Source organism: Pseudomonas sp. NFPP25 (assembly GCF_900116505.1).
GTDB lineage: Bacteria > Pseudomonadota > Gammaproteobacteria > Pseudomonadales > Pseudomonadaceae > Aquipseudomonas > Aquipseudomonas protegens.
Genome location: NZ_FPBG01000004.1, coordinates 684,817 through 709,903, shown reverse-complemented (window position 1 = coordinate 709,903; position 25,087 = coordinate 684,817). Strand labels below are relative to the sequence as shown.

Sequence of the window (25,087 nt, the reverse complement as noted above, 5' to 3'; positions counted from 1 at the left end):
ACGCGAAATCCATGAGGCTCGCGAGATTCGCCGGCAAACCGGCTCCTACGGCAGAAGGTCAGACGGCGGCGTTGTAGAACTGCTCGCTGCTTTTCTGCTCTACCAGGGCCTGTTCGATGGCGGCCTGGTGCACCTCGTCGGCGTGTTCTTCGCGGGCTTCGGGCTGGATGCCCAGGCGCGCGAACAACTGCATGTCCTTGTCGGCCTGCGGGTTGGCGGTGGTCAGCAACTTGTCGCCATAGAAAATCGAGTTGGCGCCGGCGAAGAACGCCAGGGCCTGCATCTGCTCGTTCATCGCCTCACGGCCGGCCGATAGCCGCACATGGGATTGCGGCATGAGAATCCGCGCCACCGCGAGCATGCGGATAAAGTCGAAGGGGTCTACCTCTTCGGCATTTTCCAGCGGCGTACCCGCCACCTTCACCAGCATGTTGATCGGCACCGACTCCGGATGCTCCGGCAGGTTGGCCAGCTGGATCAGCAGGCCGGCGCGGTCATCCAGGGATTCGCCCATGCCGAGAATGCCGCCGGAACAGATCTTCATGCCCGCGTCACGCACATAGGCCAGGGTCTGCAGGCGCTCGCTGTAGGTGCGGGTGGTGATGATGTTGCCGTAGAACTCCGGCGAGGTATCGAGGTTGTGGTTGTAGTAGTCCAGGCCGGCCTTGGCCAGCGCCTCGGTCTGGTCCTGATCGAGACGGCCCAGGGTCATGCAGGTTTCCAGGCCCATGGCCTTCACGCCTTTGACCATCTCCAGCACATAGGGCATGTCCTTGGCCGAAGGGTGCTTCCAGGCCGCGCCCATGCAGAAACGGGTAGAACCGATGGCCTTGGCCCGGGCGGCCTCTTCCAGGACCTTCTGCACCTCAAGGAGCTTTTCCTTTTCCAGGCCGGTGTTGTAGTGACCGGACTGCGGACAATATTTGCAATCTTCCGGGCAGGCGCCGGTCTTGATCGACAGCAGCGTGGAAACCTGGACCCGATTGGCGTCGAAATGCGCGCGGTGCACCGTCTGCGCCTGGAACAGCAAGTCATTGAAAGGCTGGACGAACAGGGCTTTGACTTCAGCCAAAGTCCAGTCATGACGCAGGGTGGCGGTGGTGCTGGCGCTCATGGGCGATTCCTTGATTATGCTTGGCAAGCGGCGCAGGACAGGAAAGCCCACAGCCGCGACACGGATGTTCGGCATATTTAAGGAAGAGTCATGCACTGTCAACCCAGATACAAAGGACCGGTTTACATCTGGTTAAAAAACAATCAGGCATGTTTATTGTGTGACGAACCCAGCGATTCGGCCCTGGCCCTGTGTGCTCCCTGCCTGGACGAGCTGCCCTGGCTCGGCGCCCAGTGTTCAGTCTGCGCCCTGCCCCTGCCTGGGCCCGGCCTCACCTGTGGCCAGTGCCTGCAAGAGCCGCCGGCGTTTCAGCGGGTGATCGCACCCTGGCGCTACGATTTCCCGGTGGACAGCCTGATCAGCCGTTTCAAGCACCATGAAAAATGGCCTTTTGGCCGGCTGATGGCCGAACTTCTCGGCCAGTTCCTCCACTATCGCTTCGATGAAGGCCTGCCACGGCCTGATTGCCTGCTGCCGGTGCCACTGTCCCGCAGGCGGCTGCGCCAGCGCGGCTTCAATCAGGCAGGCATGCTGGCCCAGTGGCTGGGCGCTTCGTTGCAATTGGTGGTGCAACCCAAGCTCCTCCTACGCACCCAAGACACCCCCGCCCAGCAGGGCCTGGATGCCCGGGCCCGCCAGCGCAACCTGCGCCAGGCCTTCGCCCTTGCAGATCAGGCCCAGGTTGCAGGACGACACCTGGCCCTGGTGGATGATGTCCTGACCACCGGAGCCACCGCCCAGGCCCTTGCCCGTTTGCTGATCAACGCCGGTGCCCGTCGGGTGGATATCTACTGCCTGGCCAGGACCCCAAGCCCCGGCACCGGCGACTGACTTGACTCTCGTCGCCCAAGCCGCAAACTCCCAGTCCACCCCCAGTGTTCAAAGCGCCCCACGCCATGTCCTTGCCCACTCTGTTGACCCAGCACATCGTCCGCCGCCCGCAACGCATTGCCTTGCTGCAACACATCGCCGAACAAGGCTCCATCACCCGCGCGGCAAAAAGCGCCGGCCTGAGCTACAAGGCAGCCTGGGATGCCATCGACGAACTGAACAACCTGGCCCAGAGCCCGCTGGTGGAGCGCAGCGTCGGCGGCAAGGGCGGCGGCGGCGCCAAGCTGTCCGCCGAGGGCGAGCGAGTGCTGCGTCTTTACCAGCGCCTGCAAGCTCTGCAGGCCCAGGTACTGGAAGCAGCGGAAGACACCAGCGACCTCGACTTGCTCAGCCGCCTGATGCTGCGCACCAGCGCGCGCAATCAGTTGCATGGCAAGGTCCGGGCTGTCGAAAGCCAGGGCTGCAACGACCTGATCGTCCTGGAACTGCCCGAGGGCCTGCAACTCCAGGCGCAGATCACCCACAACAGCACCCTGCGCCTGGAACTGCTGCCGGGGACCGAAGTGGTGGCACTGATCAAGGCTGGCTGGCTGGACGTACAAGCTGCGGGCGCCCAAGTAACAACTGGACACAATTGCCTGAGGGGCACGATCGAGCAGATTCTCGACGCCGAGGACGGCCCCTGCGAGGTGCGAATTGCCCTGCCCAATGGTCAGACGTTGTGCGCCCTGGCCGAGCCGTTGCTGCTCAAGACCCTGGAGTTAAAGGAATCCTCGACCGTCCAGGTGCAGTTCTCACCGTCCCACGTGCTGATCGGAACCCCGCTCTGACCAAGGCTCCACCGCCATTTCACTGCAACATATTCGTCATGGGGGCTCATTAAGGTGGCTGCAAAAACCTGCAGGGAGCCTGATATGAGCCTGTTACTAGAAGAAGACCAACCCACCGACCTGGAACAGATGGTCGGCCTCAGCCGCCGCGGTTTCATCGGTGCCGGCGCCCTGTGCGGTGCAGCGCTGTTCCTGGGCGGCAACCTGTTGAGCCGCAGCGCCCTGGCCGCCAGCGTCAGCGCCGGCACCAGCCAGTTGCTGGGCTTTGCCGGCATCCCTGCCGCCACCAGCGACAGCATCACCTTGCCACCTGGCTACAAGTCCTCGGTACTGATCAGTTGGGGCCAGCCCCTGGCCAAGAACGGCCCGGCCTTCGACCCCAGCGGCAATGGCACCGCCCGGGCCCAGGAAGTGCAGTTTGGCGACAACAACGACGGCATGAGCCTGTTCGCCTTCCCGGACGACCGCCACCGCGCGCTGATGGCCATCAATAATGAATACACCAACTACCGCTACCTCTACCCCCATGGCGGCTTGCCGCAATCCGCCGAAGACGTGCGCAAGGCCCAGGCCAGCGAAGGCGTGTCGGTGATTGAAGTGCAGCGCAAGAATGGCCAGTGGCAGTTCGTCCAGGGCTCGCGCTACAACCGGCGGATCCACGGCAACACGCCGATCCGCCTGAGTGGCCCCGCAGCCGGTCACGATCTGCTCAAGACCAGCGCCGACCCCAAGGGCAGGAAAGTCCTCGGCACCTTCCAGAACTGCGCCAACGGCAAGACCCCATGGGGCACTTACCTGACCTGCGAAGAGAACTTCACCGACTGCTTCGGCAGCAGCAACGCCGAGCAGAAATTCGACGCCGCGCAGAAGCGCTACGGCGCCGTGGTGGCCAGCAAGGAGATCAACTGGCACCTGCACGATCCGCGGTTCGACCTGGCGAAGAACCCCAACGAACTCAACCGTCACGGCTGGGTGGTGGAAATCGATCCGTTCGACCCGCAATCGACCCCGGTCAAGCGCACCGCCCTGGGTCGCTTCAAGCACGAGAACGCCGCCCTGGCCGAAACCCGCGACGGCCGCGCCGTGGTCTACATGGGCGACGACGAGCGTGGCGAATTCATCTACAAGTTCATCAGCCGCGACAAGATCAACCACCGCAACCCCAAGGCCAACCGCGACCTGCTGGACCACGGCACCCTGTACGTGGCCCGCTTCGATGCCGGCGACGGCAACCCGGACCACCCCAAGGGCCAGGGCCAGTGGATCGAGCTGACCCACGGCAAGAACGGCATCGACGCCAGCAGCGGCTTCGCCGACCAGGCCCAGGTGCTGATCCAGGCTCGCCTGGCCGCCAGCGTGGTCCAGGCCACGCGCATGGACCGCCCGGAATGGATAGTGGTCAGCCCCAAGGACGGCCAGGTCTATTGCACCCTGACCAACAACTCCAAGCGTGGCGAGGACGGCCAGCCGGTAGGCGGCCCCAACCCGCGGGAGAAGAACGTCTACGGGCAGATCCTGCGCTGGCGCACCGGCGGCGACGATCATGGTGCCATGAGTTTTTCCTGGGACCTGTTCGTAGTGGCCGGCAACCCGGGGGTGCACGCCGGCCAACCCAAGGGTGGGTCGTCCAACATCACCCCGCAGAACATGTTCAACAGCCCCGACGGGCTGGGTTTCGACAAGGCCGGGCGCCTGTGGATCCTCACCGACGGCGACTACAGCAACAGCGGCGACTTTGCCGGCATGGGCAACAACCAGATGCTCTGCGCCGACCCGGACAGCGGTGAGATCCGCCGTTTCATGGTCGGGCCGGTGGGTTGCGAAGTCACCGGCATCGCCTTCGCCCCGGACCAGAAGACCCTGTTCGTGGGTATCCAGCACCCTGGGGAAAACGGCGGTTCGACCTTCCCCGAACACCTGCCCAACGGCAAGCCACGCTCCTCGGTCATGGCCATCACCCGGGAAGACGGCGGCGTCATCGGCGCCTGACCCCGCCTCGCGCCCAGCCGGCTTCTGCACCCGCAGGAACCGGCTGGGCGGCGAACCCGACGCACGGCCGAACCACCGGCAAACCCTCCCCCGCTGGCTCCCCGTCTGCGTTACCATGCTTGGCCGGACGCGGCAGCCTGCTGCGCGCAGGAGTAAGCATGTCGCACCCGTTTGAAACACTGACCCCCGATCTGGTCCTGGACGCCGTTGAAAGCATCGGCTTTCTCAGCGACGCCCGCGTGCTGGCGCTCAACAGCTACGAAAATCGCGTCTATCAAGTCGGCATCGACGAAAGCGAGCCACTGATCGCCAAGTTCTACCGGCCCCAGCGCTGGACCAACGAAGCGATCCTGGAAGAGCACCGCTTCACCTTCGAACTCGCCGAATGCGACGTGCCGGTGGTGGCGCCGATCATTCATGACGGCGCCAGCCTGTTCGAACACGCGGGCTTTCGTTTCGCCCTGTTTCCCCGCCGCGGCGGCCGCGCACCGGAGCCAGGCAACCTGGACCAGCTCTACCGTCTCGGCCAGTTGCTGGGCCGCCTGCACGCGGTGGGTGCCACCCGCCCGTTCGAACACCGCGAAGCCCTGGGGGTGAAGAACTTCGGTCACGATTCCCTGGCAACCCTGCTGCAGGGCAACTTCATCCCCAAGAGCCTGCTGCCAGCCTACGAGTCGGTGGCCCGGGACCTGCTCAAGCGGGTGGAAGAGGTCTACCAGGCCACGCCACACCAGAACATCCGGATGCACGGCGACTGCCACCCCGGCAACATGATGTGCCGCGACGAGATGTTCCATATCGTCGACCTGGATGACTGCCGCATGGGCCCGGCGGTGCAGGACCTGTGGATGATGCTCGCCGGCGACCGCCAGGAATGCCTGGGCCAGTTGTCCGAGTTGATGGATGGCTACAGCGAGTTCCATGATTTCGACCCGCGGGAGCTGGCCCTGATCGAACCACTGCGAGCCTTGCGCCTGATGCACTACAGCGCCTGGCTGGCACGACGCTGGGACGACCCGGCGTTCCCCCACAGTTTCCCCTGGTTCGGCAGCGAACGTTATTGGGGCGATCAGGTGCTGGCCTTGCGCGAACAGCTGGCGGCCCTCAACGAAGAACCCCTCAAGCTGTTCTGACCCGGCCTGCAGGAGCCGGCTTGCCAGCGAAGGGGGCCCGAGAAATCGCCTTCGCCGACAAGCCGGTACCCACACAAGGGCGCCAGCCGTAGGAGCTGGCTTGCCAGCGAAAGGGCCCGAGAGATTGCCCTCGTCGGCAAGCCGGCGTCCACAGTGGGCGGCGGGGTAAAAGTCAGGACAGGTCTAGACAATTGTCCTTACAATTGCGGCTTTGTTAGCTGCCTAAGCAAGGATTCTGCATGCAAGCCGCCAACCCGCGCCGCGGGTACATCCTGGGTCTGACCGCCTACATCATCTGGGGTCTGTTCCCGCTCTATTTCAAAGCTATCGCCAGCGTTCCCGCGGTCGAGATCATCATCCACCGGGTGCTCTGGTCGGCGCTGTTCGGCGCCCTGCTGCTGATGGTGTGGAAGCACCCCGGCTGGTGGCGCGAACTGCGGGACAACCCCAGGCGCCTGGCGATCCTGGCCCTGAGCGGCACCCTGATCGCCGCCAACTGGCTGACCTACGTCTGGTCGGTGAACAACGGGCGCATGCTCGAAGCCAGCCTGGGCTACTACATCAACCCACTGGTCAACGTGCTGCTGGGCATGCTGATTCTTGGCGAACGCCTGCGGCGCATGCAGTGGCTGGCGGTAATCCTGGCGGCGGTGGGCGTGGCCCAGCAAGTGTGGCAGGTAGGCAGCCTGCCCTGGGTCTCGCTGATGCTGGCGCTGAGCTTCGGCTTCTACGGGCTGATCCGCAAGCAGGCGCCGGTCAAGGCCCTGCCCGGCCTGGTGGTGGAAACCTGGATGCTGGTGCCCATCGCTCTGGGTTGGCTGCTGCTGCACCCCGATGCCAGCAGTGCCCATGCCGAGTTCTGGAGCAGTTCCCAGGCCTGGTGGCTGGTGGCTGCCGGCCCGGTGACCCTGGTACCTCTGGTGTGCTTCAACGCTGCCGCACGGGACCTGCCCTACACCACCCTGGGTTTCCTCCAGTACCTGGCTCCCACCCTGGTGCTGCTGCAGGCCGTGCTGCTGTTCGACGAGCACCTGTCCTCCAGCACCCTGCTGGCCTTCATGTTTATCTGGGCCGGCCTGGCGGTATACAGCGTGGATGCCTGGCTCAGCCTGCGCGGGCGTCGCTGATCAATAAACGTACAAAGCCCTGCAGGCCACGCTCTTCGTGGCTTGCAGCGGTTCTTCCCAAGGTTATCCACAACCTGATCCCCGCCCTTTGTGCACAAGCCCTTGAAACTGCTGGTTTTTTGATCAACTGGCGCAACGCCGCGCTGGCTCTGGGCCAGGGCCTGGTCTCTACAGGTTATCCACAGGCACATGCACGGTTTACTGGGATAACCCTCACAAGGGCTCAGGGCTCGCTGCGCAGGACCAATTCCACCATCAAGTCGTCCGCCAGGGTTTCCAGGCGCGCCTGCAGCACTTCCAGGGACAGGGTCAGCGGCACCGCAAGGATCGCCTCGGCGTGGAACAGCGGCTCGCTGCTCATGGGCGCTGGGCGCACCTCGGTCACCAAGCGCTCCAGGTTCACCCCCTGCTCGGCCAGCAGCCGGGTGATGTCGCGCACGATTCCCGGGCGGTCGTTGCCCACCAGTTCCATGGCGATGGGTTTCCAGGTGCAGGACTGCTCCACGCCGCTTTCGGCGATCAACACGCGAATGCCCTGGGCCGACAAGCCTTGCAGGGCATCCACCAGTTCATCGTAGGCTTCGGCCGGCACTGCCACCCGCAGGATCCCGGCGAACTGCCCGGCCATGCGTGACAGGCGGCTTTCCAGCCAGTTGCCGCCATGCTCGGCGATGCACTGGGCAATGCGCTCGACCTGGCCGGCCTTGTCCGGGGCGAATACCGTGAGAACGAGATGGTCCATGGCGCAGCCCTCTTTGAGCAATGAAAGATCCAGTATAGGCAGCCTCATTCCCCGCGCCTTCCAGCCCATAGCAGCAGCTTGTGCAGGAGCTGGCTTGCCGGCGAATGCGCCCGCAAGGCCGACGCAAACCCCGAAGGCCTATTCGCCGGCAAGCCAGCCCCTACGAGGGTGCGCAAGGCAAAACACAAATCGTGTACAACTTTTTGTATTTATATGGAACAATCCACCGGCTTTTTGAGAACATCGCATTCCCCTGCGTGACCGCACTGCACTTTAAAGTCGCGGAACGACGCTTTTAGTCTAATTTTCACAACCGCAGTTCATCATGTAGTATGCCGCAGCGCGCACTACATAACGTTGGAACGATGTCCGCCAAGGCCTGATCGCAACCCCCGCAACAGCCCGTCAGCAAGGCTCCGCCGTTGATTGGAAGGACCCAGCCGCCAGCGATGGCATGTACTGGAGAACAGGGTTGTGCTTTAAATGGCCGCCGGCTTCATTGTTAATTTGAAGAGCTGAAAAGCGAAATAGCTGAGCAGAGTGAGGCAAGCAATGACTGAGCACGTTCAAGTCGGTGGCCTGCAGGTCGCCAGAGTCCTGTTCGACTTCGTGAACAACGAAGCCATTCCCGGTACCGGCCTCACCGCCGACTCGTTCTGGGCCGGTGCAGACAAGGTCATTCACGACCTGGCGCCGAAGAACAAAGCCCTACTCGCCAAACGCGATGACTTCCAGGCACGGATCGATGCCTGGCACCAGTCCCGTGCCGGCCAGGCGCATGACGCTGTGGCTTATAAAGCCTTCTTGCAAGACATCGGTTACCTGCTGCCAGAAGCGGCGGATTTCCAGGCCACGACGCAAAACGTCGATGAAGAGATCGCCCACATGGCCGGCCCGCAGCTGGTGGTGCCGGTGATGAATGCGCGCTTCGCCCTCAACGCTTCCAACGCTCGCTGGGGCTCGCTGTACGACGCCCTGTACGGCACCGATGCCATCAGCGAGGCCGATGGTGCGGAAAAAGGCAAAGGCTACAACAAGGTCCGCGGCGACAAGGTCATCGCCTTCGCCCGCGCCTTCCTCGATGAATCCGCGCCGCTGACTGCCGGCTCCCACGTGGACTCGGTGAGCTACAAGATCGTCGGCGGCAAGCTGGTGGTCGGCCTCAAGGGCGGCAGCAACAGCGGCCTGCGCAACGACGCGCAACTGATCGGCTACCAGGGCGACGCTGCGGCCCCTACCGCGATCCTGCTCAAGCACAACGGCCTGCACTTCGAGATCCAGATCGACGCCACAAGCCCGGTCGGCCAGACCGACGCCGCCGGGGTCAAGGACCTGCTGATGGAAGCGGCCCTGACCACCATCATGGACTGCGAAGACTCGGTCGCCGCAGTGGATGCCGACGACAAGGTGGTGATCTACCGCAACTGGCTCGGCCTGATGAAGGGCGACCTGGCGGAAGAAGTTTCCAAGGGTGGCAAGTCCTTCACCCGCACCATGAACGCCGACCGCGAATACACCGGGGTCAATGGCGAGCCGGTGAAACTGCACGGTCGTTCGCTGCTGTTCGTGCGCAACGTCGGCCACCTGATGACCATCGATGCGATCCTCGACAAGGATGGCAACGAAGTGCCGGAAGGCATCCTCGACGGCCTGGTCACCAGCCTGGCGTCGATCCACAACCTCAACGGCAACACGTCGCGCAAGAACAGCCGCACCGGCTCGATGTACATCGTCAAGCCGAAGATGCACGGCCCTGAAGAAGCGGCGTTCACCAACGAGCTGTTCGGCCGCATCGAAGAGGTGCTGAACCTGCCGCGCAACACCCTGAAAGTCGGGATCATGGACGAGGAGCGCCGCACCACGGTCAACCTCAAGGCCTGCATCAAGGCGGCCAGCGAGCGCGTGGTGTTCATCAACACCGGCTTCCTCGACCGCACCGGCGACGAAATCCACACCTCCATGGAGGCCGGCGCCATGGTGCGCAAGGCCGACATGAAGGCCGAGAAATGGATCGGCGCCTACGAGAACTGGAACGTCGATATCGGCCTGAGCACCGGCCTGCAAGGTCGCGCGCAAATCGGCAAGGGCATGTGGGCGATGCCGGACCTGATGGCAGCGATGCTCGAACAGAAAATCGCTCACCCACTGGCCGGCGCCAACACTGCCTGGGTTCCATCCCCGACCGCCGCTGCGCTGCACGCGCTGCACTATCACAAGGTCGACGTATTCGCCCGCCAGGCCGAACTGGCCAAGCGTGCCCGCGCCTCGGTGGATGACATCCTGACCATCCCGCTGGCGGTCAACCCGAGCTGGACGCCGGAGCAGATCAAGAACGAACTGGACAACAACGCCCAGGGCATTCTCGGTTACGTGGTGCGCTGGATCGACCAGGGCGTGGGCTGTTCGAAAGTGCCGGACATCAATGACGTCGGCCTGATGGAAGACCGCGCCACCCTGCGTATCTCCAGCCAGCACATCGCCAACTGGCTGCGCCACGGCGTGGTCACCCAGGAGCAGGTGCTGGAAAGCCTCAAGCGCATGGCTCCGGTGGTTGACCGGCAGAACGCCAGCGACCCGCTGTACCGCCCCCTGGCACCGGACTTCGACAGCAACATCGCCTTCCAGGCCGCCCTGGAACTGGTGATCGAAGGCACCAAGCAGCCAAACGGCTACACCGAGCCGGTCCTGCACCGCCGGCGTCGCGAGTTCAAGGCCAAAAACGGTCTGTAAGCCCGCGTAACCAGCAGTAATGAAAAAGCCCCGGTCGCAAGGCCGGGGCTTTTTTTCGCCTGTGTGGCAAGGGATCGGCTAGAGCACCACGCCCAGCTCGTGCTTGACCAGGGCCAGCAGCTTGGTGGTGTCGATCGGCTTGAGCAGGAAGTCCACCACGCTCAGGTGCATGGCGGCGATGGCATCGCGGACATCGGCGTCGCCGGAAATGATGATGATCGGCAGCGCCGCACGCTCCGATTCACGCACCTGGCGGATCAGGTCCAGGCCATTGCAGGGCGCCATGCGCAGATCGGTGATCAACAGGCCGATGGATTTATTCGATTCAAGCAACTCAAGTGCGGCCTTGCCACTGGCCGCCGTGATGCAACGGATGCCATCCAGGCCAAGAATCTCCGCAAGCAGCTCCCGTGCATCCTTGTCGTCATCGGCGATCAGCACCCGCTGGGGCGGCAGATCCGGTTCCAGCATGACCGCACTCAGGGCCTCGCGCTCGGCGTCACTCAAAATATCGTGGTCGGGCATACATTTCTCTACATGAACAGATCAATCCCCTAGCACAGTGGTCAGACATCGCTAAGCAGGCCTCCAATGTGCACTTCGTCGGAAAAATTGCCAAGAGTCTTGATCAGAGCTTTTTCGCATTGATTGCCGACGCTTCAAAGCCAAATGTCCGGCCCCTAGGGCGCTACCTAGACTTACGTCCAATGGGCACCCCAGACGTTGCAGCCGACCATGCCGTGATCCGACCACAACAAATCCAAAAAGACTGCGGTAATCGTTATGAGTAAAGCGGACGCCTTCACCCAGGCCGGGAAGACCGCGGTGTTGCAGAACATCCAGGGGACCGTGCAGTTCCTGCAACGGTTCCCGCCGTTCAACCAGATGGAGCAGCTGCATCTGGCCTACCTGGTAGAACAATGCCAACTGCGCTTCTACGGCCCCGGCGACAGCATCATCAAGCCGGCCGACGGCCCGGTCGAGCACTTCTATATCGTCAAGCAGGGCCGCGTGGTGGGCGAACGCACACACGCCGCCAAGGGCAGCACCGAGACCACCTTCGAAATCACTTCCGGCGAGTGTTTCCCCCTGGCCGCGCTGCTGGGCGAGCGCGCGACCCGCACCGAGCATCGCGCCGCCGAAGATACGTTCTGCCTGCAACTGAACAAGGGCGCTTTCATCAAGCTGTTCGCCCTGTCCGCGGAGTTTCGCGACTTCGCCCTGCGTGGAGTCAGCAGCCTGCTGGACCAGGTCAACCAGCAAGTCAAACAGAAAGCCGTGGAAACCCTCGGCACCCAGTATTCGCTGAACACCCGCCTGGGCGAGCTGGCCATGCGTCATCCGGTGGCCTGTTCACCGCAGACGCCGCTGCGCGAAGCCGTGGCGCTGATGCATGAGCAGCAGGTCGGCAGCATCGTCGTGGTGGACGAACGCAAGGCCCCGCTGGGGATCTTCACCCTGCGCGACTTGCGCCAGGTGGTGGCCGACGGCACCCAGGACCTCAACCAGCCCATCGAACAGCACATGACCCAGGCGCCGTTCTTCCTCAGCCCGGACCACAGCGCCTTCGACGCCGCCATCGCCATGACCGAGCGGCATATCGCCCACGTCTGCCTGGTGAAAGAACAGCGCCTGTGCGGGGTGGTTTCCGAGCGCGATCTGTTTTCCCTGCAGCGGGTCGACCTGGTGCACCTGGCGCGGACCATCCGCAACGCGCCCCGGGTCGAACACCTGGTGGCGCTGCGGGGCGAGATCGGCCAGTTGGTGGAGCGCATGCTGGCCCACGGTGCCTCCTCGACCCAGATCACCCATATCATCACCCTGCTCAACGATCACACCGTGTGCCGGGTCATCGAACTGACCCTGGCCGACAAGGGCGACCCCGGCGTGCCTTTCAGCTGGCTGTGCTTTGGCAGTGAAGGCCGACGCGAACAGACCCTGCACACCGACCAGGACAACGGCATCCTGTTCGAGGCCCGGGACGCGGCCCACGCCGCGGAAATCCGCGGCAAGCTGCTACCCATCGCCCAGCAGATCAACCAGAGCCTGGCGATGTGCGGTTTCACCCTGTGCAAGGGCAGCATCATGGCCGGCAACCCCGAGCTGTGCCTGTCCCGTGCTGAATGGGCCCGGCGCTTCGCGGCCTTCATCCGCGAGGCCACCCCGGAAAACCTGCTGGGTTCGAGCATCTATTTCGACCTGCGGGTGGTCTGGGGCGATGAACAGAGCGCCGAACAACTGCGTCGGGGCATCCTCGACCAGGTGGCGGACAACCGTCTGTTCCAACGCATGATGGCGGAAAACGCCCTGCGCCAGCGCCCGCCCGTGGGGCGTTTTCGCGAGTTCGTGCTGGCCAGGAAAAATGGCGAAAAGGCCACCCTGGACCTCAAGGTCCAGGGCCTCACCCCCTTCGTCGACGGTGCCCGGTTGCTGGCCCTGGCCAACGGCATCGGCGCGATCAATACCCTGGAGCGCCTGCGCCAGCTGGTGTCCAAACAAGTGATCGAGCCCCTGGACGGCGCCGCCTATGAAGAGGCCTATCACTTCATCCAGCAGACCCGCATGCAGCAGCACCAGCGCCAGACCCGGGAGAACCAGCCCTATTCCAACCGGGTCGACCCGGACAGCCTGAACCACCTGGACCGGCGCATCCTGCGTGAATCCCTGCGCCAGGCCCAGCGCCTGCAAAGCAGCCTGGCCTTGCGGTACCAGCTATGAGCCTGTTTGCCTGGTTCCGCCCCGCAGTCAGCCTGCTGAGTGCCGAGCAGCAACAGCGTCGCGATCGGCTACCAGCCTTCACCGAGCTGAATGAAAGCAGCCTGCGAGAGCAGCGCTGGGTAGTGGTGGACGTGGAAACCACCGGCCTCAACCTCAACCGCGACCAGGTGCTGTCCATTGGCGCGGTGGTGATCGAAGACGGTGCCATCGACTTCAGCCAGCAGTTCGAGCGCACCCTGCAACGCGAGGGCCACAAGCTCAGCCCCAGCGTACTGATCCACGGCCTGGGGCCCAGCGCCATCGCCGCCGGCTGTGATCCGGTGGAGGCCCTGCTGGATTTCATGGAGTTCGTCGGCGACAGCCCGCTGCTGGCCTTTCATGCCCCGTTCGACCAGCACATGCTCGGCCGGGCGCTGAAGGACAGCCTGGGCTACCGCCTGCAACACAGCTTCCTCGATGTAGCGGACATGGCGCCGTTGCTGTGCCCCCAGGCCCAGATCCGCGAAGCCGGGCTGGACGACTGGGTGCGCTGGTTCAACCTGCAAGTGGTGGAGCGGCATAACGCGGCAGCCGATGCCCTGGCCACCGCGGAGCTGGCGCTGATCCTGTTCAACCGCGCCCGCCAGCAGCAGATCCACAGCCCGCTGAACCTGCAACAGCGCCTGGGCCAGTGGAAACGCCGGCAGCAGGCACCTTCGTTCTGAGCAGCCGCACTGTGGCGAGGGAGCTTGCTCCCGCTCGGCCGCGCCGCGGCCGTAGAACCTGAGTCCTGGATCTAACAGATACAACGCCTTGGGCGTGCTGCGCACGCCAACGGGAGCCAGTTCCCTCGACACAACTGGTTCCTTGCCTTGGGCACCCGCCCTCTCCAGCCACAAGGCAGCCGACCAGCGTCAATTGCGCCACTGTTTCGCCTCTGCCACAATCGCGAATAATTCTCGTTAGTTTAAACTTCTCGATTGGTGAGTTCCGTTGTCGTCAGTCCAAAGCCCTCACAATGAGCTGGTTGGTGCGTTGTATCGCGACCATCGTGGTTGGCTGTTGGCCTGGCTACGGCGCAACGTTGCCTGCAGCCAGCGGGCCGAGGACCTGAGCCAGGACACCTTCGTGCGCCTGCTGGGCCGCGACGAACTCAAGGCGCCCCGGGAGCCGCGGGCGTTTCTGGTGGCCATCGCCAAGGGCCTGCTGTTCGACTATTTCCGGCGCGCCGCGCTGGAACAGGCTTACCTCAGCGAACTGATGCTGATCCCCGAAGGCGAACAACCGTCGCCCGAAGAACAGCAGATGATCCTCGAAGACCTCAAGGCCATCGACCGCCTGCTGGGCAAGCTCTCCAGCAAGGCGCGCATGGCCTTCCTCTATAACCGCCTCGACGGCCTGAGCCACGCCGAGATCGCCGAACGCCTGGGGGTCTCGGTGCCAAGGGTGCGCCAATACCTGGCCCAGGGCATCCGCCAGTGCTACATCGCCCTGTACGGGGAGCCGCTATGACCCCCATGAGTTCCAAGCCGGTGTCGGCCCAGGTGCTGGATGCCGCCATCGCCTGGCAGCTGTCGCTGGATGGCGGCGCCAGTGCCGTGGAGCGCGAAGAGTTTGCCAAGTGGCACGCTGCCCATGAAGAACACGCCCGCGCCTGGCGCCAGTTGGGCATGCTCGACCAGCGCTTTGGCGTGGCCACCGGCCCGGCCCGCAACGCCTTGCTGCAATCGCGCGAAGGCTTGCGCCGGCGGGTACGCAAGCTGGGTCGCGGGGTCGCCAGCGTCGTGCTGTTCGGCGGCCTGGCGCTGTTTGCCGGGGAACGCTACCTGCCGATGGACTACTGGCTGGCAGACCAGCGCACCGCCACCGGTGAGCAGCGCACCCTGCGCCTGGCCGACGGCACGGTGATCAACCTCAATACCCACAGCGCGCTGGATGTGCGCTTCGACGAGAAGCAGCGGCGGATCGTGCTTCAGGAAGGCGAGATCCTGATCGAGACCGGGCACAACGACAGCCGGCCGTTCATCGTCGAAACCCGCGACGGCCGTATGCGCGCCCTGGGCACGCGGTTCCTGGTCAAGCGCGAGGACCAGGGCACCCGCCTCGGGGTGCTGCAATCGGCGGTGGCGGCGCGGCCGCAAGCCGGTCAGGACGAGCACGTGTTCAAGGAAGGCCAGCAAGTGCTGATGCGCCGCGATGGCCTCGGCCCGCTGCAGGCCCTGAACCTGGGGGCCGACGCCTGGACCCGGGGCATGCTGGTGGTGGACAACGCCCGGCTCGGTGACCTGATCGATGAGCTGGGCCGTTACCGCCGTGGTCACCTGGGCGTCGCACCGGAACTGGCCGACCTGCGGATCACCGGCAGTTTCCCGTTGCAGGACACGGACCTCGCGCTCAATGCCCTGCTGCCGACCCTGCCGGTGAAGATCGAACGGCACACCCCCTGGTGGGTGACGGTGGTGGCCAAGGCCGACGCCAAGCACTGAGGTCGGTGTCGCAGCCTTCGCCGGCAAGCTGGCTCCTGCACCGATCCCGTAGGAGCTGGCTTGCCGGCGAATTAGCCTCAATCAGTCTAAATCTAAATTATTTTCAATCCGCCCCTATCACTTTTCCAATCTCGTCCGGCACCTAGGCAATTGCGAAACATTTCCATTCAGGAGCCGCCGTATGTCCCGCCCGCTAGACACCCTGTTGCGCCCCAGTCTCTTGGCCGTTGCCATCGCCCTCTGCGTCCCCCTGGCCAGCCCGGCGCTGATGGCTGCCGAACAGTCCACCAGCGTGCGCGCCTACAACCTGCCGGCCGCACCGCTGGCCAGCACCCTGAACCAGATCGCCAGCCAGGCCGGCCTGGCCCTGAGCCTGAATCCGTCCCTGGCGACGGGCAAGACTTCGGCCCCGGTCAAGGGCCAGTTCGATGCACCGGGCGCCCTGCGTGAGGCCCTGCGTGGCACCGGCCTGCAACTGGAGCACAGCAGCGCCGGCACCTACAGCCTGGTGGCCACGCCGGAAGGCGTGGTGGCCTTGCCGCAAACCAATATCACCGGCCAGCAAGCTGGCGAGAGCGCCTGGGGCGCGGTCGACGGTTACCTCGCCACACGTACCGCCGCCGGCACCAAGACCGATACCTCGCTGGTTGAAGCTCCGCGCTCGATTTCCGTCGCTACCCGCCAACAGATGGAAGACCGCAACGTTCAGAATCTAGACGATGCCGTGCGCTACATGCCCGGGATTGTTTCTGCCAGCTATGGCAGCGACACCCGCTATGACTGGATGCGTGTACGTGGCTTTGAACCCACACAATTTCTCGACGGCCTGCCCCTGCCCCGCGGTGTGTATGCCAATCCGAAAGCGGAAACCTGGAACCTCGACCGCCTTGCCCTGCTGCGCGGCCCGGCGTCCTCGGTGTATGGGCAGACCCCACCGGGCGGCCTGCTGGATATGGTCAGCCGGCGCCCAAGCGCAGACACCAGCCACGCCGTCCAGATTCAGTACGGCAGTGACAACTACCGCCAGATCAACTTCGCCAGCACCGGCAAGATCGACGATGAAGGCCAGTTTCTTTATGGGCTCAGCGGCGTCGTTCGCGACGCCGGCACCCAGGTCGACCACATCGACAACAAGCGTTACAACATCGCTCCCAGCCTGACCTGGAACATCGATACCGATACCAAGCTGACCCTGCTCACGCAGTTCACCCGTGACGATACGGGTGCCACCAGCCAGTTCATGCCGATCCAGGGCACCAAGATCAAGTCGCCACTGGGCGACGTTTCCCATCACAAGAACCTGGGTGACCCGGACTACGAGTTCTACGATCGGACCTACTACGCGCTAGGCTACGCCTTCGAGCACCGCCTCAACGATGTCTGGCAGTTCCGTCAGAACCTGCGCTACACCAAATCGGAGCTGTCCTTCCAACAGTTGACCGTTGGTTCTTACGCCTACTCCCCGGCTGATGCAGCAGGCAACATCAGCCGTACCTCGACCAACGTCGACGAAGACATCGGCCAGTTCGCGGTCGACAACAATTTCCAAGCGGACTTCACCACTGGCGACATCAGCCACACCGTGCTGCTTGGCCTGGACCACCAACGTACCGATACCTCCTACCTGTCGATCTACGGTAACGGGGGAACCACCAACATCTTCAACCCGGTCTATGGACAGTCGATTGTTCGTCCGTCGCGCGCCGACGCCTATTACGACTACGACCAGAAGACCATTCAGACCGGCCTCTACGTCCAGGACCAGATGGCCCTGGACAACTGGCGCCTGACCCTGGGTGGCCGTGAGGACTGGGTGCACCAAGGCACCACCTACCTCAACAAGAAAGACGTGACCAACACTGATCGCAGCAAGAACTTCAGCGGCAATGCGGCGCTGAGCTATGTGTTCGACTCGGGTGTTGTGCCGTACATCTCCTACGCCGAATCGTTCCAGCCAGCGAGCAACGCCAGCGTTTCACCGACCGAATCGTATAAACCCACGGAAGGCAAACAATGGGAGCTGGGGGTCAAATATCAGCCACCAGGTTCGAACACTCTGCTGAGCGCGGCGGTCTACGACCTGACACAGAAAAATGTCCTGGTGACCAGCATTGGCGCCGGTGGCGAATCGATCACCAACCAGACCGGCGAAGTGAAGGTCAAAGGCCTGGAACTGGAGGCGGTGTCTGACGTAACCGAAAACCTCAAGGTCATCGCCGCGTATACCCTGGCCAAGTCTGAGGTGCAAAAAGGCATCTACAAAGGCAACCGCTTGCAACTGATGCCAAACCAGCAAGCCTCCCTGTGGACTGACTACACCTGGCATTCCGGCGTACTCGATGGTTTCGGCATCGGTGCGGGCGCCCGCTACACCGGCAATACCTATGGCGACCAAGCCAACACCTGGCTGGGCAAGGCCGACGCCTACACGGTGTTCGATGCCGCCGTGCATTACGACCTCGGCCGCCTGGACAACAGCCTCAAAGGAGCGTCGCTGAAACTCAACGCCACGAACCTGTTCGACAAGGATTACCTTTCCACTTGCGATGGTTCCTACTGCTATTTCGGCGATCAGCGTAGCGTGGTCGCCAGCGCCACCTATCAATGGTAACCAGCTGAGTTAACAACCAGGCCGTCCGACAAGGGCGGCCTTGGTGTGTCTGAAGGCTAAGAAATGAAAAGCAAGACAATCCGCCGCTGGTCCTTTATCCACACCTGGACCAGCCTGATCTGCACGGTGTTCCTGCTGATGCTGGCGCTCACCGGCCTGCCGCTGATCTTCCACCACGAGATCGACCACCTGCTGGGGGATTCCCCCGAACTGCGGGAGATGCCTGCCGACACCCCGCACCTGGACCTTCAACAACTGGTCAAGGCCGCCGAGGCTCATCGCCCGGGTGAGGTCATGCAGTACTTCGGCTGGGACGAGGACGAACCCAATGGCGTGATGACCATCATGGCCAGGACCGCCGGCACCGAGCCCAACGCCTCCCACACCTTCATGCTCGACGCCCGCACCGGCGAGGCCGTGGCCATGCCCTCGGCCAATGGCGGGTTGATGATGGTCATGCTGCGCCTGCATGTGGACATGTTCGCCGGGCTGCCGGGCAAGCTGCTGCTGGCCTTCATGGGCATCCTCTTCGTGCTGGCGATCATCTCCGGCACGGTGCTCTACCTGCCGTTCATGCGCCGCCTGAAGTTCGCCACGGTGCGCCAGGACAAGTCCAGCCGCCTGCGCTGGCTCGACCTGCACAACCTGATCGGCGTGGTAACCCTGACCTGGGCCCTGGTGGTGGGCGTTACCGGCGTGATCAGCGCTTGTGCCGACCTGATCATCGCCGCCTGGCGCAACGACAGCCTCAGCGCCATGGTCGCGCCCTACCGCGACGCGCCGCCACTGACCTCACTGGCGCCGGCCAGCCGCCTGCTGGATATCGCCAGGGAAGCCGCCCCGGGCATGCAGCCGGACTTCATCGCCTTCCCCGGCACACGCTTTTCCAGCGAGCATCACTACGCGGTGTTCCTCAAGGGCAGCAGCCACCTGACTTCGCACCTGCTGACCCCGGTGCTGATCGACGCCAGTAGCCTGCAGGTCACCGCCGTGGCCGGGCGGCCCTGGTACATGGACGCCATGGGCATGTCCCAGCCGCTGCATTTCGGCGACTACGGCGGCATGCCGATGAAGGTGCTGTGGGCGGCGATGGACGTGCTGACCATCATTGTCCTGGGCAGCGGCCTGTACCTGTGGCTAGCCCGCCGGCGAGCCGGCAAGTCGATGCCGCAGGTGCGCCCATGAAACCCCGGCAATCGAACTTCTGGAAGGTCTTCGCCGCGCCCCTGGGCATTGGCCTGCTCTGCGCCGCCGGGTTGTTCGCGGCGCTACTGGGAGACGGGGCCTGGGACAGCCTGAGCTGGCTGGGCCTGGGCCTACCGACGCTGATCGCCCTGCGCGGCCTGTTGCGGCGCAAGCCGGCGGCCTGAACCTGGCGCCGGGAAACCACGCCACAGGTACATCGAGAGCCCGAGGCCGATCAGCATCACCGGGATGAACAGGCGATTTTCCAGCAGCGCCTCGATGGCCACCAGCACGCTGAACAACGCCAGCCCCAGCAGCGGCACATAGCTGGCCGCCAGGCTCCAGCGCCAGGGCTGGGTCACCGGGTCGGGCCCGCGCCAGGCCAGCAGTGCGCAGCCCAGGCCCGGCAGGGCCAGTGCCGGCAGGGCCCAGTACCAGGCCATGTAGGCGAACGCCATGACCAGCTCTGGCTCCCCTTCACCCTTGCGGCGGAACTCGTATTGCAAGGCCAGATACACCGCCAGCGCGCCCAACAGGGTCAGGGCCAGGCTGTACAACCCGTGTAGAAGATAGGACCTGCGCACTCATCACTCCTCGTCTGTACCGCCAATCGCCCCTGTGGCCAATGCCACAGGCTGCGCTAAGATCCCCGGGCTGCGAGACTTCCACCCGCGAGGAATATTCATGTCCACCCCAAGCATGACGCTGTTCCACAACCCGGCATCACCTTACGTACGCAAAGTCATGGTGCTGCTGCATGAAACCGGGCAGTTGAACCGGGTCGCCCTGCAAGCCAGCCAGTTGAGCCCGGTAGCTCCGGACGCCGCGCTGAACCAGGACAACCCCCTGGGCAAGATCCCCGCCCTGCGCCTGGACAACGGCCAGGTGCTATACGACAGCCGGGTAATCCTCGACTACCTGGACCAGCAGCACGTCGGCAACCCGCTGATCCCCCGGGACGGCTCGGCCCGCTGGCGGCGCCTGACGCTCGCGGCCCTGGCCGACGGGATCATGGACGCCTCGGTACTGGTGCGCTACGAGCTGGCCCTGCGTGCCCCGGAAAAACACTGGGAACAGTGGCTCGACGGCCAGCGCGACAAGATCCGCCGAGCCCTGGCGGTTCTCGAAGCCGAAGCGATTGCCGAACTGGCCAGCCACTTCGATATTGCCGCCATCAGCGTTGCCTGCGCCCTGGGCTACCTGGATTTCCGCCACCCCGACCTGGAATGGCGCCAGGACCATCCCCAGCTGGCCGCCTGGTACTTCGAGATCAGCCAGCGCCCGTCGATGCTGGCGACCCGGCCGCCGGTCTAATCGGTCAGGCGATCGGGCCTCTTCGTCGGCAAGCCGGCTCCTGCAGCACGGGGCATGGCTTGCTGGCGTACCAGCCACCAGGCATCGAGCGGAAACAACTGGCCGATGCGCTGCGCCAGATGCTCCCGCTGGCGCTGATCCTCACGCAAACCCAATGACCTACTCATGGACGGCCTCCAGATCGAACTGCAAAGGCTGCGCTGCCTTGCGCTGGCCAATGCCATACCAGTCCAGCTTGCGGGTCAGCACCATGAACACGCCCAACAGCCCGAACAGCAGCAGCGAGCCCATCAGCAGCGCGTAATCCTCGGCGCTGAGCAGGCCATAGAGCAGGCCGTACAAGGCCGCCAGCGCGATCGCGAACAGCGCGCCGTTACGCCAGCTGTACAGCACATGGCTGACATAGAAGCCGATCAGCCCCACACAGGCTGCCGCCGACACGCCATAGGCCAGCGCAAAGCCCAGGTGCTCCGATAGCGACAGCAGCAACAGGTAGAAGAACGCCAGGGCCACGCCCACCAACCCGTACTGGATCGGGTGCACCGACAGGCTCTTGAGTACCTCGAAGAGAAAGAAGCCGGCGAAGGTCAGGCCGATGAACAGCAAGGCGTATTTGATGGCCCGGTCGCTCTTCAGGTACTGGTCCACCGGGTCGATGAAACTCACGCCGAAGCTGCGGCCGTTGAAGTCCTGGCATTGCGTGCCGAATGCGCAACGCTCCATGGCCTGTTCCAGGTTGGTGGAGAAGAACGAGGTCTGCCAGATGGCTGAAAAGCCCTGCTCGGTCACTTCACGCTGCACCGGCAGGTAGTTGCCGATAAAGCTCGGGTGCGGCCAGTTGGCCGTCAGCAGGACCTTGCTGGTCTTGCCCACCGGCAGCACCTGCAACTGGCCGGTGCCCTGCAGGCGCAGGTCGAAGGCGAAATCCAGGCGGGTGTTCTTTTTCAGGTCCAGGGGCGGCAGCAGCACATGCACGCCTTCATCCAGCCAACTGACAAAGGTGCCCGGGGCGAAGTCCAGGGTCTGGCCGTTGAGTTGCAATTGCAGGGCGTTCTCGATGCCGCGGATATCGCTGATGCCCACCGCCAGGAAGGGCTGGTCGAACTGGTAGTCGGCAAAATCTTCCTTGATCCCGTATTGCTCGGGAACGGCGAAATGGCCGCTGATGTGATTGTCGGCGTGGAACAGCCGAGCCTCGTAGATGCCCCGGGCACGCAGCTCGGTCTGGGCCTTGCCGTCCAGCTCGAAGTGTTCCGGCAGGAAGAACATGCGCCCTTGCTCCTCGCCGATGTCCTGATAGCGCTTCTTGGTCTTTTCGTCGGTCTTCCAGGTGCGCACGGTCTTGCGGTAATCCACCACCATCACCGGGCCGCGGATCTGCTGCTGGGTGCTGGAGCTGCGGGCAATATCGTCGAGCACGCCGTCGCGCAGGCTCTGGCGCTCGCTGATCAGGCCGCTGATCATCAGCAGCGGTATCAGCAACAGCAGGATCAACAGGCCAATGGCCCCGAGTTTGAAGGTCAGGTTGCGGTTCATGAGGCTCTCCCGGTTCGAATGGGAGAGAGTCTGGAACGCGGCTATGGGGGTTTTATGGAAGCAATGTGGAGAGTCTGTGGAGAATCCCCGCTCAGGGCAGGCGCAAGGTCACCTGCACCCCGCCCGGAACGTTGTCGATACGCATCTGGCCGCCATGCAACTGCACCACTTCCTCGACGAAGTTCAGCCCCAGGCCGGTGCTCTTGCGTCCGCTGTCCGGGCGCGGCAGGGAATAGAACCGCTCGCACAGGCGCGGCAGGGCATAGTCCGGAATCGGCTCGCCCTGGTTGAACAGCACCAGCTCCACGCCCTCCTCCACAGATTGCGCGCTGCAACGCAACAGGCCGCCCACGGGGCTGAAGTCCAGGGCATTGGTCAGCAGGTTGCCCAGGGCCTGGCGCAGCAGGAACGGCTCGCCGGACCAGGCCAGGTCCGCCGGCACCCGAAGTTCCACCTGCAGTTGCTTGCCTTCGATACGCCCGTGCTGGCTGTTCAGCAGCTCCTTGCACAACGGCGCCAGGGGCACATTCACCCGCTCTTCCAGGCCCTGGCGCTGCTCCACCTGCGCCAGGTTCAGCAGGCGCTCGATCAACTGCTGCATGCGCGCGCTTTCGCTGTCGATATTGCCGACGAAACGCTGGCGCTGTTCCAGGGGCATTTCGCCCTGCAGCAGCTCCGCCGCCCCGCGAATCGCCGCCAGGGGGCTTTTCAGTTCGTGGGTCAGGGTATGCACGTAGCGCTCGACGTAGGCCTTGCCTTCGAGCTGGGTGCGCATGTGTTCCACCGCCGTGGCCAACTGTTCCATTTCACCGCCGCGATAGTGCGGCAACTCGGCCCGGCGCCCTTCGCTGACCGCCAGGGCATAGGCGGTCATGCGCCGCAGCGCGGCGCTCAGCCACCAGGACAGCAAGGCACCGAACAGCAGGCCCATGGCGATCAGCCCGGCGCCGTACCACAGCAGGCGCCGCTCGGTGCGATCGACATAGGGCTGCAGGGAACTGTTGGGCTTGGCCACGGTGACCACGCCGATGATCTGGCCGTTGTCGCGGATCGGCGCACCCACGTGCATCACCGAGGAATTGGGATCGTCGGCCAGCGAGCGCGACGAGCGCGCGCCGTACTGGCCGCGCAGGGTCAGGTACACGTCGTTCCAGCGCGAATAGTCCTGGCCCACCGCCAGGCCGCTGGAATCCAGGACCACGATGCCCTTGGCGTCGGTCACGTAGATGCGGTGGTTGACCTGATTCTTCGGCAGGCCCCAGATGGTCGCCGCCGGTTGCCGCTCGCCATAGGCACGCAACAGCTGCGGCCAGCGGTTCTCGCTGAGGGTGCCGGCCTTGAAGTCATCCCGCAGGATCTCCGCCAGCAGGTTGGCGGTGTCCACCAGGGTTTCCTCGGTGGACTGGCGGACCCCGGGGCGGATCTCCTTCATCACCGTGCTCAGCACGAAATAGCCGGTCAGGCTGATGAACAGCAAATAGACCAGGAAGATCCGCAGCCCCAAGGTCATCAGGCGTGGCTCGGGCTGTAGCTGTAGCCCAGGCCGCGATGGGTCTGGATCGGTTCGGCCTGGGCCGCCACCAGGCGCAGCTTGGCCCGCAGGCTCTTGATATGGCTGTCGATGTTGCGCTCATAGCCCACATCCGCCATTACCCCCAGGGCGTCCAGCAACTGCTCGCGGCTGAACACCCGCTCGGGCTGTTCCAGCAGGCATTGCAGCAGGCGGAACTCATGCCGGGTCAGGCTCAAGGGCTGGCCACGGTAACTGATCTGCACCCGCTCAGGGTCAATCACGAACAACGCCGCGACCGCCTCGGGAGCCACCCGCGGGGCCATGCGCTTGAGGATCGCCTTGACCCGCGCCGCCACTTCCCGCGGGCTGAAGGGCTTGACCACATAATCGTCGGCACCGATTTCCAGGCCCACCACCCGGTCGATCTCGCCGTCCCGGGCACTGAGGAACATCACCGGCACCTCGCTGAAGCGCCGCAGTTGCTTGCAGGTTTCGAAGCCGCTGATATCCGGCAGGCCGATGTCGAGGATGATCAGGTCCGCCGGGCTCGCCTGCTGATGCTCCAGGGCCGCACGGCCCAGGCTCAGCCAGGTGGTAGTGAAGCCTTCGCCTTGCAGGGCAAAGATCAGGGTGTCGGCAATCGCCGCTTCGTCTTCGACAATCAGGATATGGGGCATGGCATCCAAGCACGCAAATTCAGTGGGCGAACGGTGCCGGATGCCTGGTAAGTCGTCAATCAGCAGTCGGGTTTATCGGCGGTATAACGCCGCGCCGGGTTCACCGCCGCACCGAATTCGCGCAGGGCCTTGGCGCCAATCAGCAGCGGGTAGTTGAAGCTGCTGCGGTCGGTGAGGTTGACCTCCACCGTGCGCTTGACGTTGCCCAGGCACATTTCCAGTTCCACCACCGGGCGCTTGGCCGCCTGCGGCTCTTCCCGGTCATCGTCCTCGTCGGAACGGCTCTTGATCTTGCTGATGCGCGCCACCTTGTGTTCGTAGACCTTGCTGCCAGCGTCCTTGGTGGCCAGGCGGAAGCGCACCCAGTCCTCGCCATCGCGGGTGAAGGTCTGGATATCCTTGGCCGACAGCGAAGCGGTCAGGGCCCCGGTGTCCATCTTGGCTTGCAGGGTTTCGCCGATTTCCGGCAGGCGGATGTATTCGTAACGGCCATACAGGGTCGGCTCGGCAGCCATCACCGGCAGCGCCAACAGAGACACAAGAGCAAGGACAGATTTCACGACGGTGGATTC

23 protein-coding genes are annotated in these 25,087 nt (G+C 64.0%); 14 read left to right on the top strand and 9 right to left on the bottom strand.

Annotated elements, in window-relative coordinates; translation table 11 throughout:
• Positions 1-58 precede the first annotated feature (58 nt).
• Complete coding sequence (bioB, locus tag BM382_RS19575; RefSeq protein WP_011063868.1) at positions 59-1,114, bottom strand: biotin synthase BioB; 1,056 nt, start codon at positions 1,112-1,114, stop codon at positions 59-61.
• A gap of 90 nt (positions 1,115-1,204) precedes the next feature.
• Here bioB and BM382_RS19570 point away from each other — a divergent pair, with 90 nt between their 5' ends.
• From BM382_RS19570 to rarD, 5 genes are all read left to right on the top strand, one after another.
• Positions 1,205-1,945 carry a ComF family protein gene (locus BM382_RS19570; protein WP_015637275.1) on the top strand — a complete coding sequence of 247 codons (741 nt, stop codon included), beginning with the start codon at positions 1,205-1,207 and terminating at the stop codon, positions 1,943-1,945.
• 65 nt (positions 1,946-2,010) lie between these two features.
• On the top strand, positions 2,011-2,775 hold the full coding sequence (locus BM382_RS19565; protein ID WP_072443646.1) for a TOBE domain-containing protein: 765 nt from the start codon (positions 2,011-2,013) through the stop codon (positions 2,773-2,775).
• A gap of 84 nt (positions 2,776-2,859) precedes the next feature.
• Complete coding sequence (locus BM382_RS19560) at positions 2,860-4,764, top strand: PhoX family protein (protein ID WP_053154247.1); 1,905 nt, start codon at positions 2,860-2,862, stop codon at positions 4,762-4,764.
• Positions 4,765-4,922: 158 nt separating this feature from the next.
• Positions 4,923-5,897 carry a serine/threonine protein kinase gene (locus BM382_RS19555; RefSeq protein WP_011063872.1) on the top strand — a complete coding sequence of 325 codons (975 nt, stop codon included), beginning with the start codon at positions 4,923-4,925 and terminating at the stop codon, positions 5,895-5,897.
• 239 nt (positions 5,898-6,136) lie between these two features.
• On the top strand, positions 6,137-7,024 hold the full coding sequence (rarD, locus tag BM382_RS19550) for an EamA family transporter RarD (protein WP_011063873.1): 888 nt from the start codon (positions 6,137-6,139) through the stop codon (positions 7,022-7,024).
• A 223-nt stretch (positions 7,025-7,247) separates the two neighbouring features.
• Here rarD and BM382_RS19545 read toward each other — a convergent pair whose 3' ends face one another.
• Complete coding sequence (locus tag BM382_RS19545) at positions 7,248-7,766, bottom strand: glycine cleavage system transcriptional repressor (RefSeq protein ID WP_011063874.1); 519 nt, start codon at positions 7,764-7,766, stop codon at positions 7,248-7,250.
• Positions 7,767-8,318: 552 nt separating this feature from the next.
• On the opposite strand from BM382_RS19545, the gene BM382_RS19540 reads away from it, so the two are divergent.
• A complete protein-coding gene (locus BM382_RS19540) occupies positions 8,319-10,496 on the top strand; it encodes a malate synthase G (RefSeq protein ID WP_011063875.1) in 2,178 nt (725 codons plus the stop codon).
• A 78-nt stretch (positions 10,497-10,574) separates the two neighbouring features.
• Here the strand turns inward: BM382_RS19540 and BM382_RS19535 are convergent, their stop codons facing one another.
• Positions 10,575-11,021 (bottom strand): response regulator, encoded by a 447-nt coding sequence (locus tag BM382_RS19535; protein ID WP_015637278.1) that lies wholly within the window; start codon positions 11,019-11,021, stop codon positions 10,575-10,577.
• A 258-nt stretch (positions 11,022-11,279) separates the two neighbouring features.
• Between BM382_RS19535 and BM382_RS19530 the strand changes: the two genes are divergently transcribed.
• The 7 genes from BM382_RS19530 to BM382_RS19500 all read left to right on the top strand — a co-directional run bounded on the left by BM382_RS19530 (position 11,280) and on the right by BM382_RS19500 (position 19,660).
• Positions 11,280-13,214 (top strand): putative nucleotidyltransferase substrate binding domain-containing protein, encoded by a 1,935-nt coding sequence (locus BM382_RS19530; protein ID WP_072443644.1) that lies wholly within the window; start codon positions 11,280-11,282, stop codon positions 13,212-13,214.
• A complete protein-coding gene (locus tag BM382_RS19525; protein ID WP_065365120.1) occupies positions 13,211-13,918 on the top strand; it encodes a 3'-5' exonuclease in 708 nt (235 codons plus the stop codon). Before BM382_RS19530 ends, BM382_RS19525 begins: the two co-directional genes overlap by 4 nt.
• 268 nt (positions 13,919-14,186) lie before the next feature.
• Positions 14,187-14,705 carry an RNA polymerase sigma factor gene (locus BM382_RS19520; RefSeq protein WP_011063879.1) on the top strand — a complete coding sequence of 173 codons (519 nt, stop codon included), beginning with the start codon at positions 14,187-14,189 and terminating at the stop codon, positions 14,703-14,705.
• Positions 14,702-15,679: a FecR domain-containing protein gene (locus BM382_RS19515; protein WP_065365119.1), complete on the top strand. Its 978-nt coding sequence runs from the start codon at positions 14,702-14,704 to the stop codon at positions 15,677-15,679. Before BM382_RS19520 ends, BM382_RS19515 begins: the two co-directional genes overlap by 4 nt.
• 181 nt (positions 15,680-15,860) lie before the next feature.
• Positions 15,861-18,290 carry a TonB-dependent siderophore receptor gene (locus BM382_RS19510; protein WP_072443642.1) on the top strand — a complete coding sequence of 810 codons (2,430 nt, stop codon included), beginning with the start codon at positions 15,861-15,863 and terminating at the stop codon, positions 18,288-18,290.
• Between the two features lie 63 nt (positions 18,291-18,353).
• Entirely contained in the window at positions 18,354-19,475 is a 1,122-nt protein-coding gene (locus tag BM382_RS19505) for a PepSY-associated TM helix domain-containing protein (protein WP_053154262.1), read from the top strand.
• A complete protein-coding gene (locus tag BM382_RS19500; RefSeq protein ID WP_011063883.1) occupies positions 19,472-19,660 on the top strand; it encodes a hypothetical protein in 189 nt (62 codons plus the stop codon). Before BM382_RS19505 ends, BM382_RS19500 begins: the two co-directional genes overlap by 4 nt.
• On the opposite strand, the gene BM382_RS19495 is transcribed toward BM382_RS19500, so the two are convergent.
• Complete coding sequence (locus BM382_RS19495) at positions 19,607-20,059, bottom strand: hypothetical protein (RefSeq protein WP_011063884.1); 453 nt, start codon at positions 20,057-20,059, stop codon at positions 19,607-19,609. The two genes, BM382_RS19500 and BM382_RS19495, sit on opposite strands and share 54 nt — an antisense overlap.
• Positions 20,060-20,159: 100 nt before the next feature.
• On the opposite strand from BM382_RS19495, the gene BM382_RS19490 reads away from it, so the two are divergent.
• The gene (locus BM382_RS19490; protein ID WP_011063885.1) at positions 20,160-20,789 is read left to right on the top strand and encodes a glutathione S-transferase; all 630 of its coding nucleotides are present in this window, start codon (positions 20,160-20,162) and stop codon (positions 20,787-20,789) included.
• Here the strand turns inward: BM382_RS19490 and BM382_RS31895 are convergent.
• From BM382_RS31895 to BM382_RS19470, 5 genes are all read right to left on the bottom strand, one after another.
• Positions 20,786-20,956: a hypothetical protein gene (locus BM382_RS31895; RefSeq protein ID WP_155246651.1), complete on the bottom strand. Its 171-nt coding sequence runs from the start codon at positions 20,954-20,956 to the stop codon at positions 20,786-20,788. The genes BM382_RS19490 and BM382_RS31895 overlap by 4 nt on opposite strands.
• Complete coding sequence (gene creD, locus BM382_RS19485; RefSeq protein ID WP_072443640.1) at positions 20,949-22,325, bottom strand: cell envelope integrity protein CreD; 1,377 nt, start codon at positions 22,323-22,325, stop codon at positions 20,949-20,951. The genes BM382_RS31895 and creD overlap by 8 nt, the downstream gene beginning before the upstream one ends.
• Positions 22,326-22,416: 91 nt before the next feature.
• On the bottom strand, positions 22,417-23,835 hold the full coding sequence (gene creC / locus BM382_RS19480; RefSeq protein ID WP_072443639.1) for a two-component system sensor histidine kinase CreC: 1,419 nt from the start codon (positions 23,833-23,835) through the stop codon (positions 22,417-22,419).
• Entirely contained in the window at positions 23,835-24,515 is a 681-nt protein-coding gene (gene creB, locus BM382_RS19475) for a two-component system response regulator CreB (protein ID WP_026020081.1), read from the bottom strand. Before creB ends, creC begins: the two co-directional genes overlap by 1 nt.
• A 59-nt stretch (positions 24,516-24,574) precedes the next feature.
• Positions 24,575-25,075, bottom strand: coding sequence for a retropepsin-like aspartic peptidase RloA2 (locus tag BM382_RS19470; protein ID WP_011063889.1), 501 nt, complete (start codon positions 25,073-25,075; stop codon positions 24,575-24,577).
• Positions 25,076-25,087: the final 12 nt, after the last annotated feature.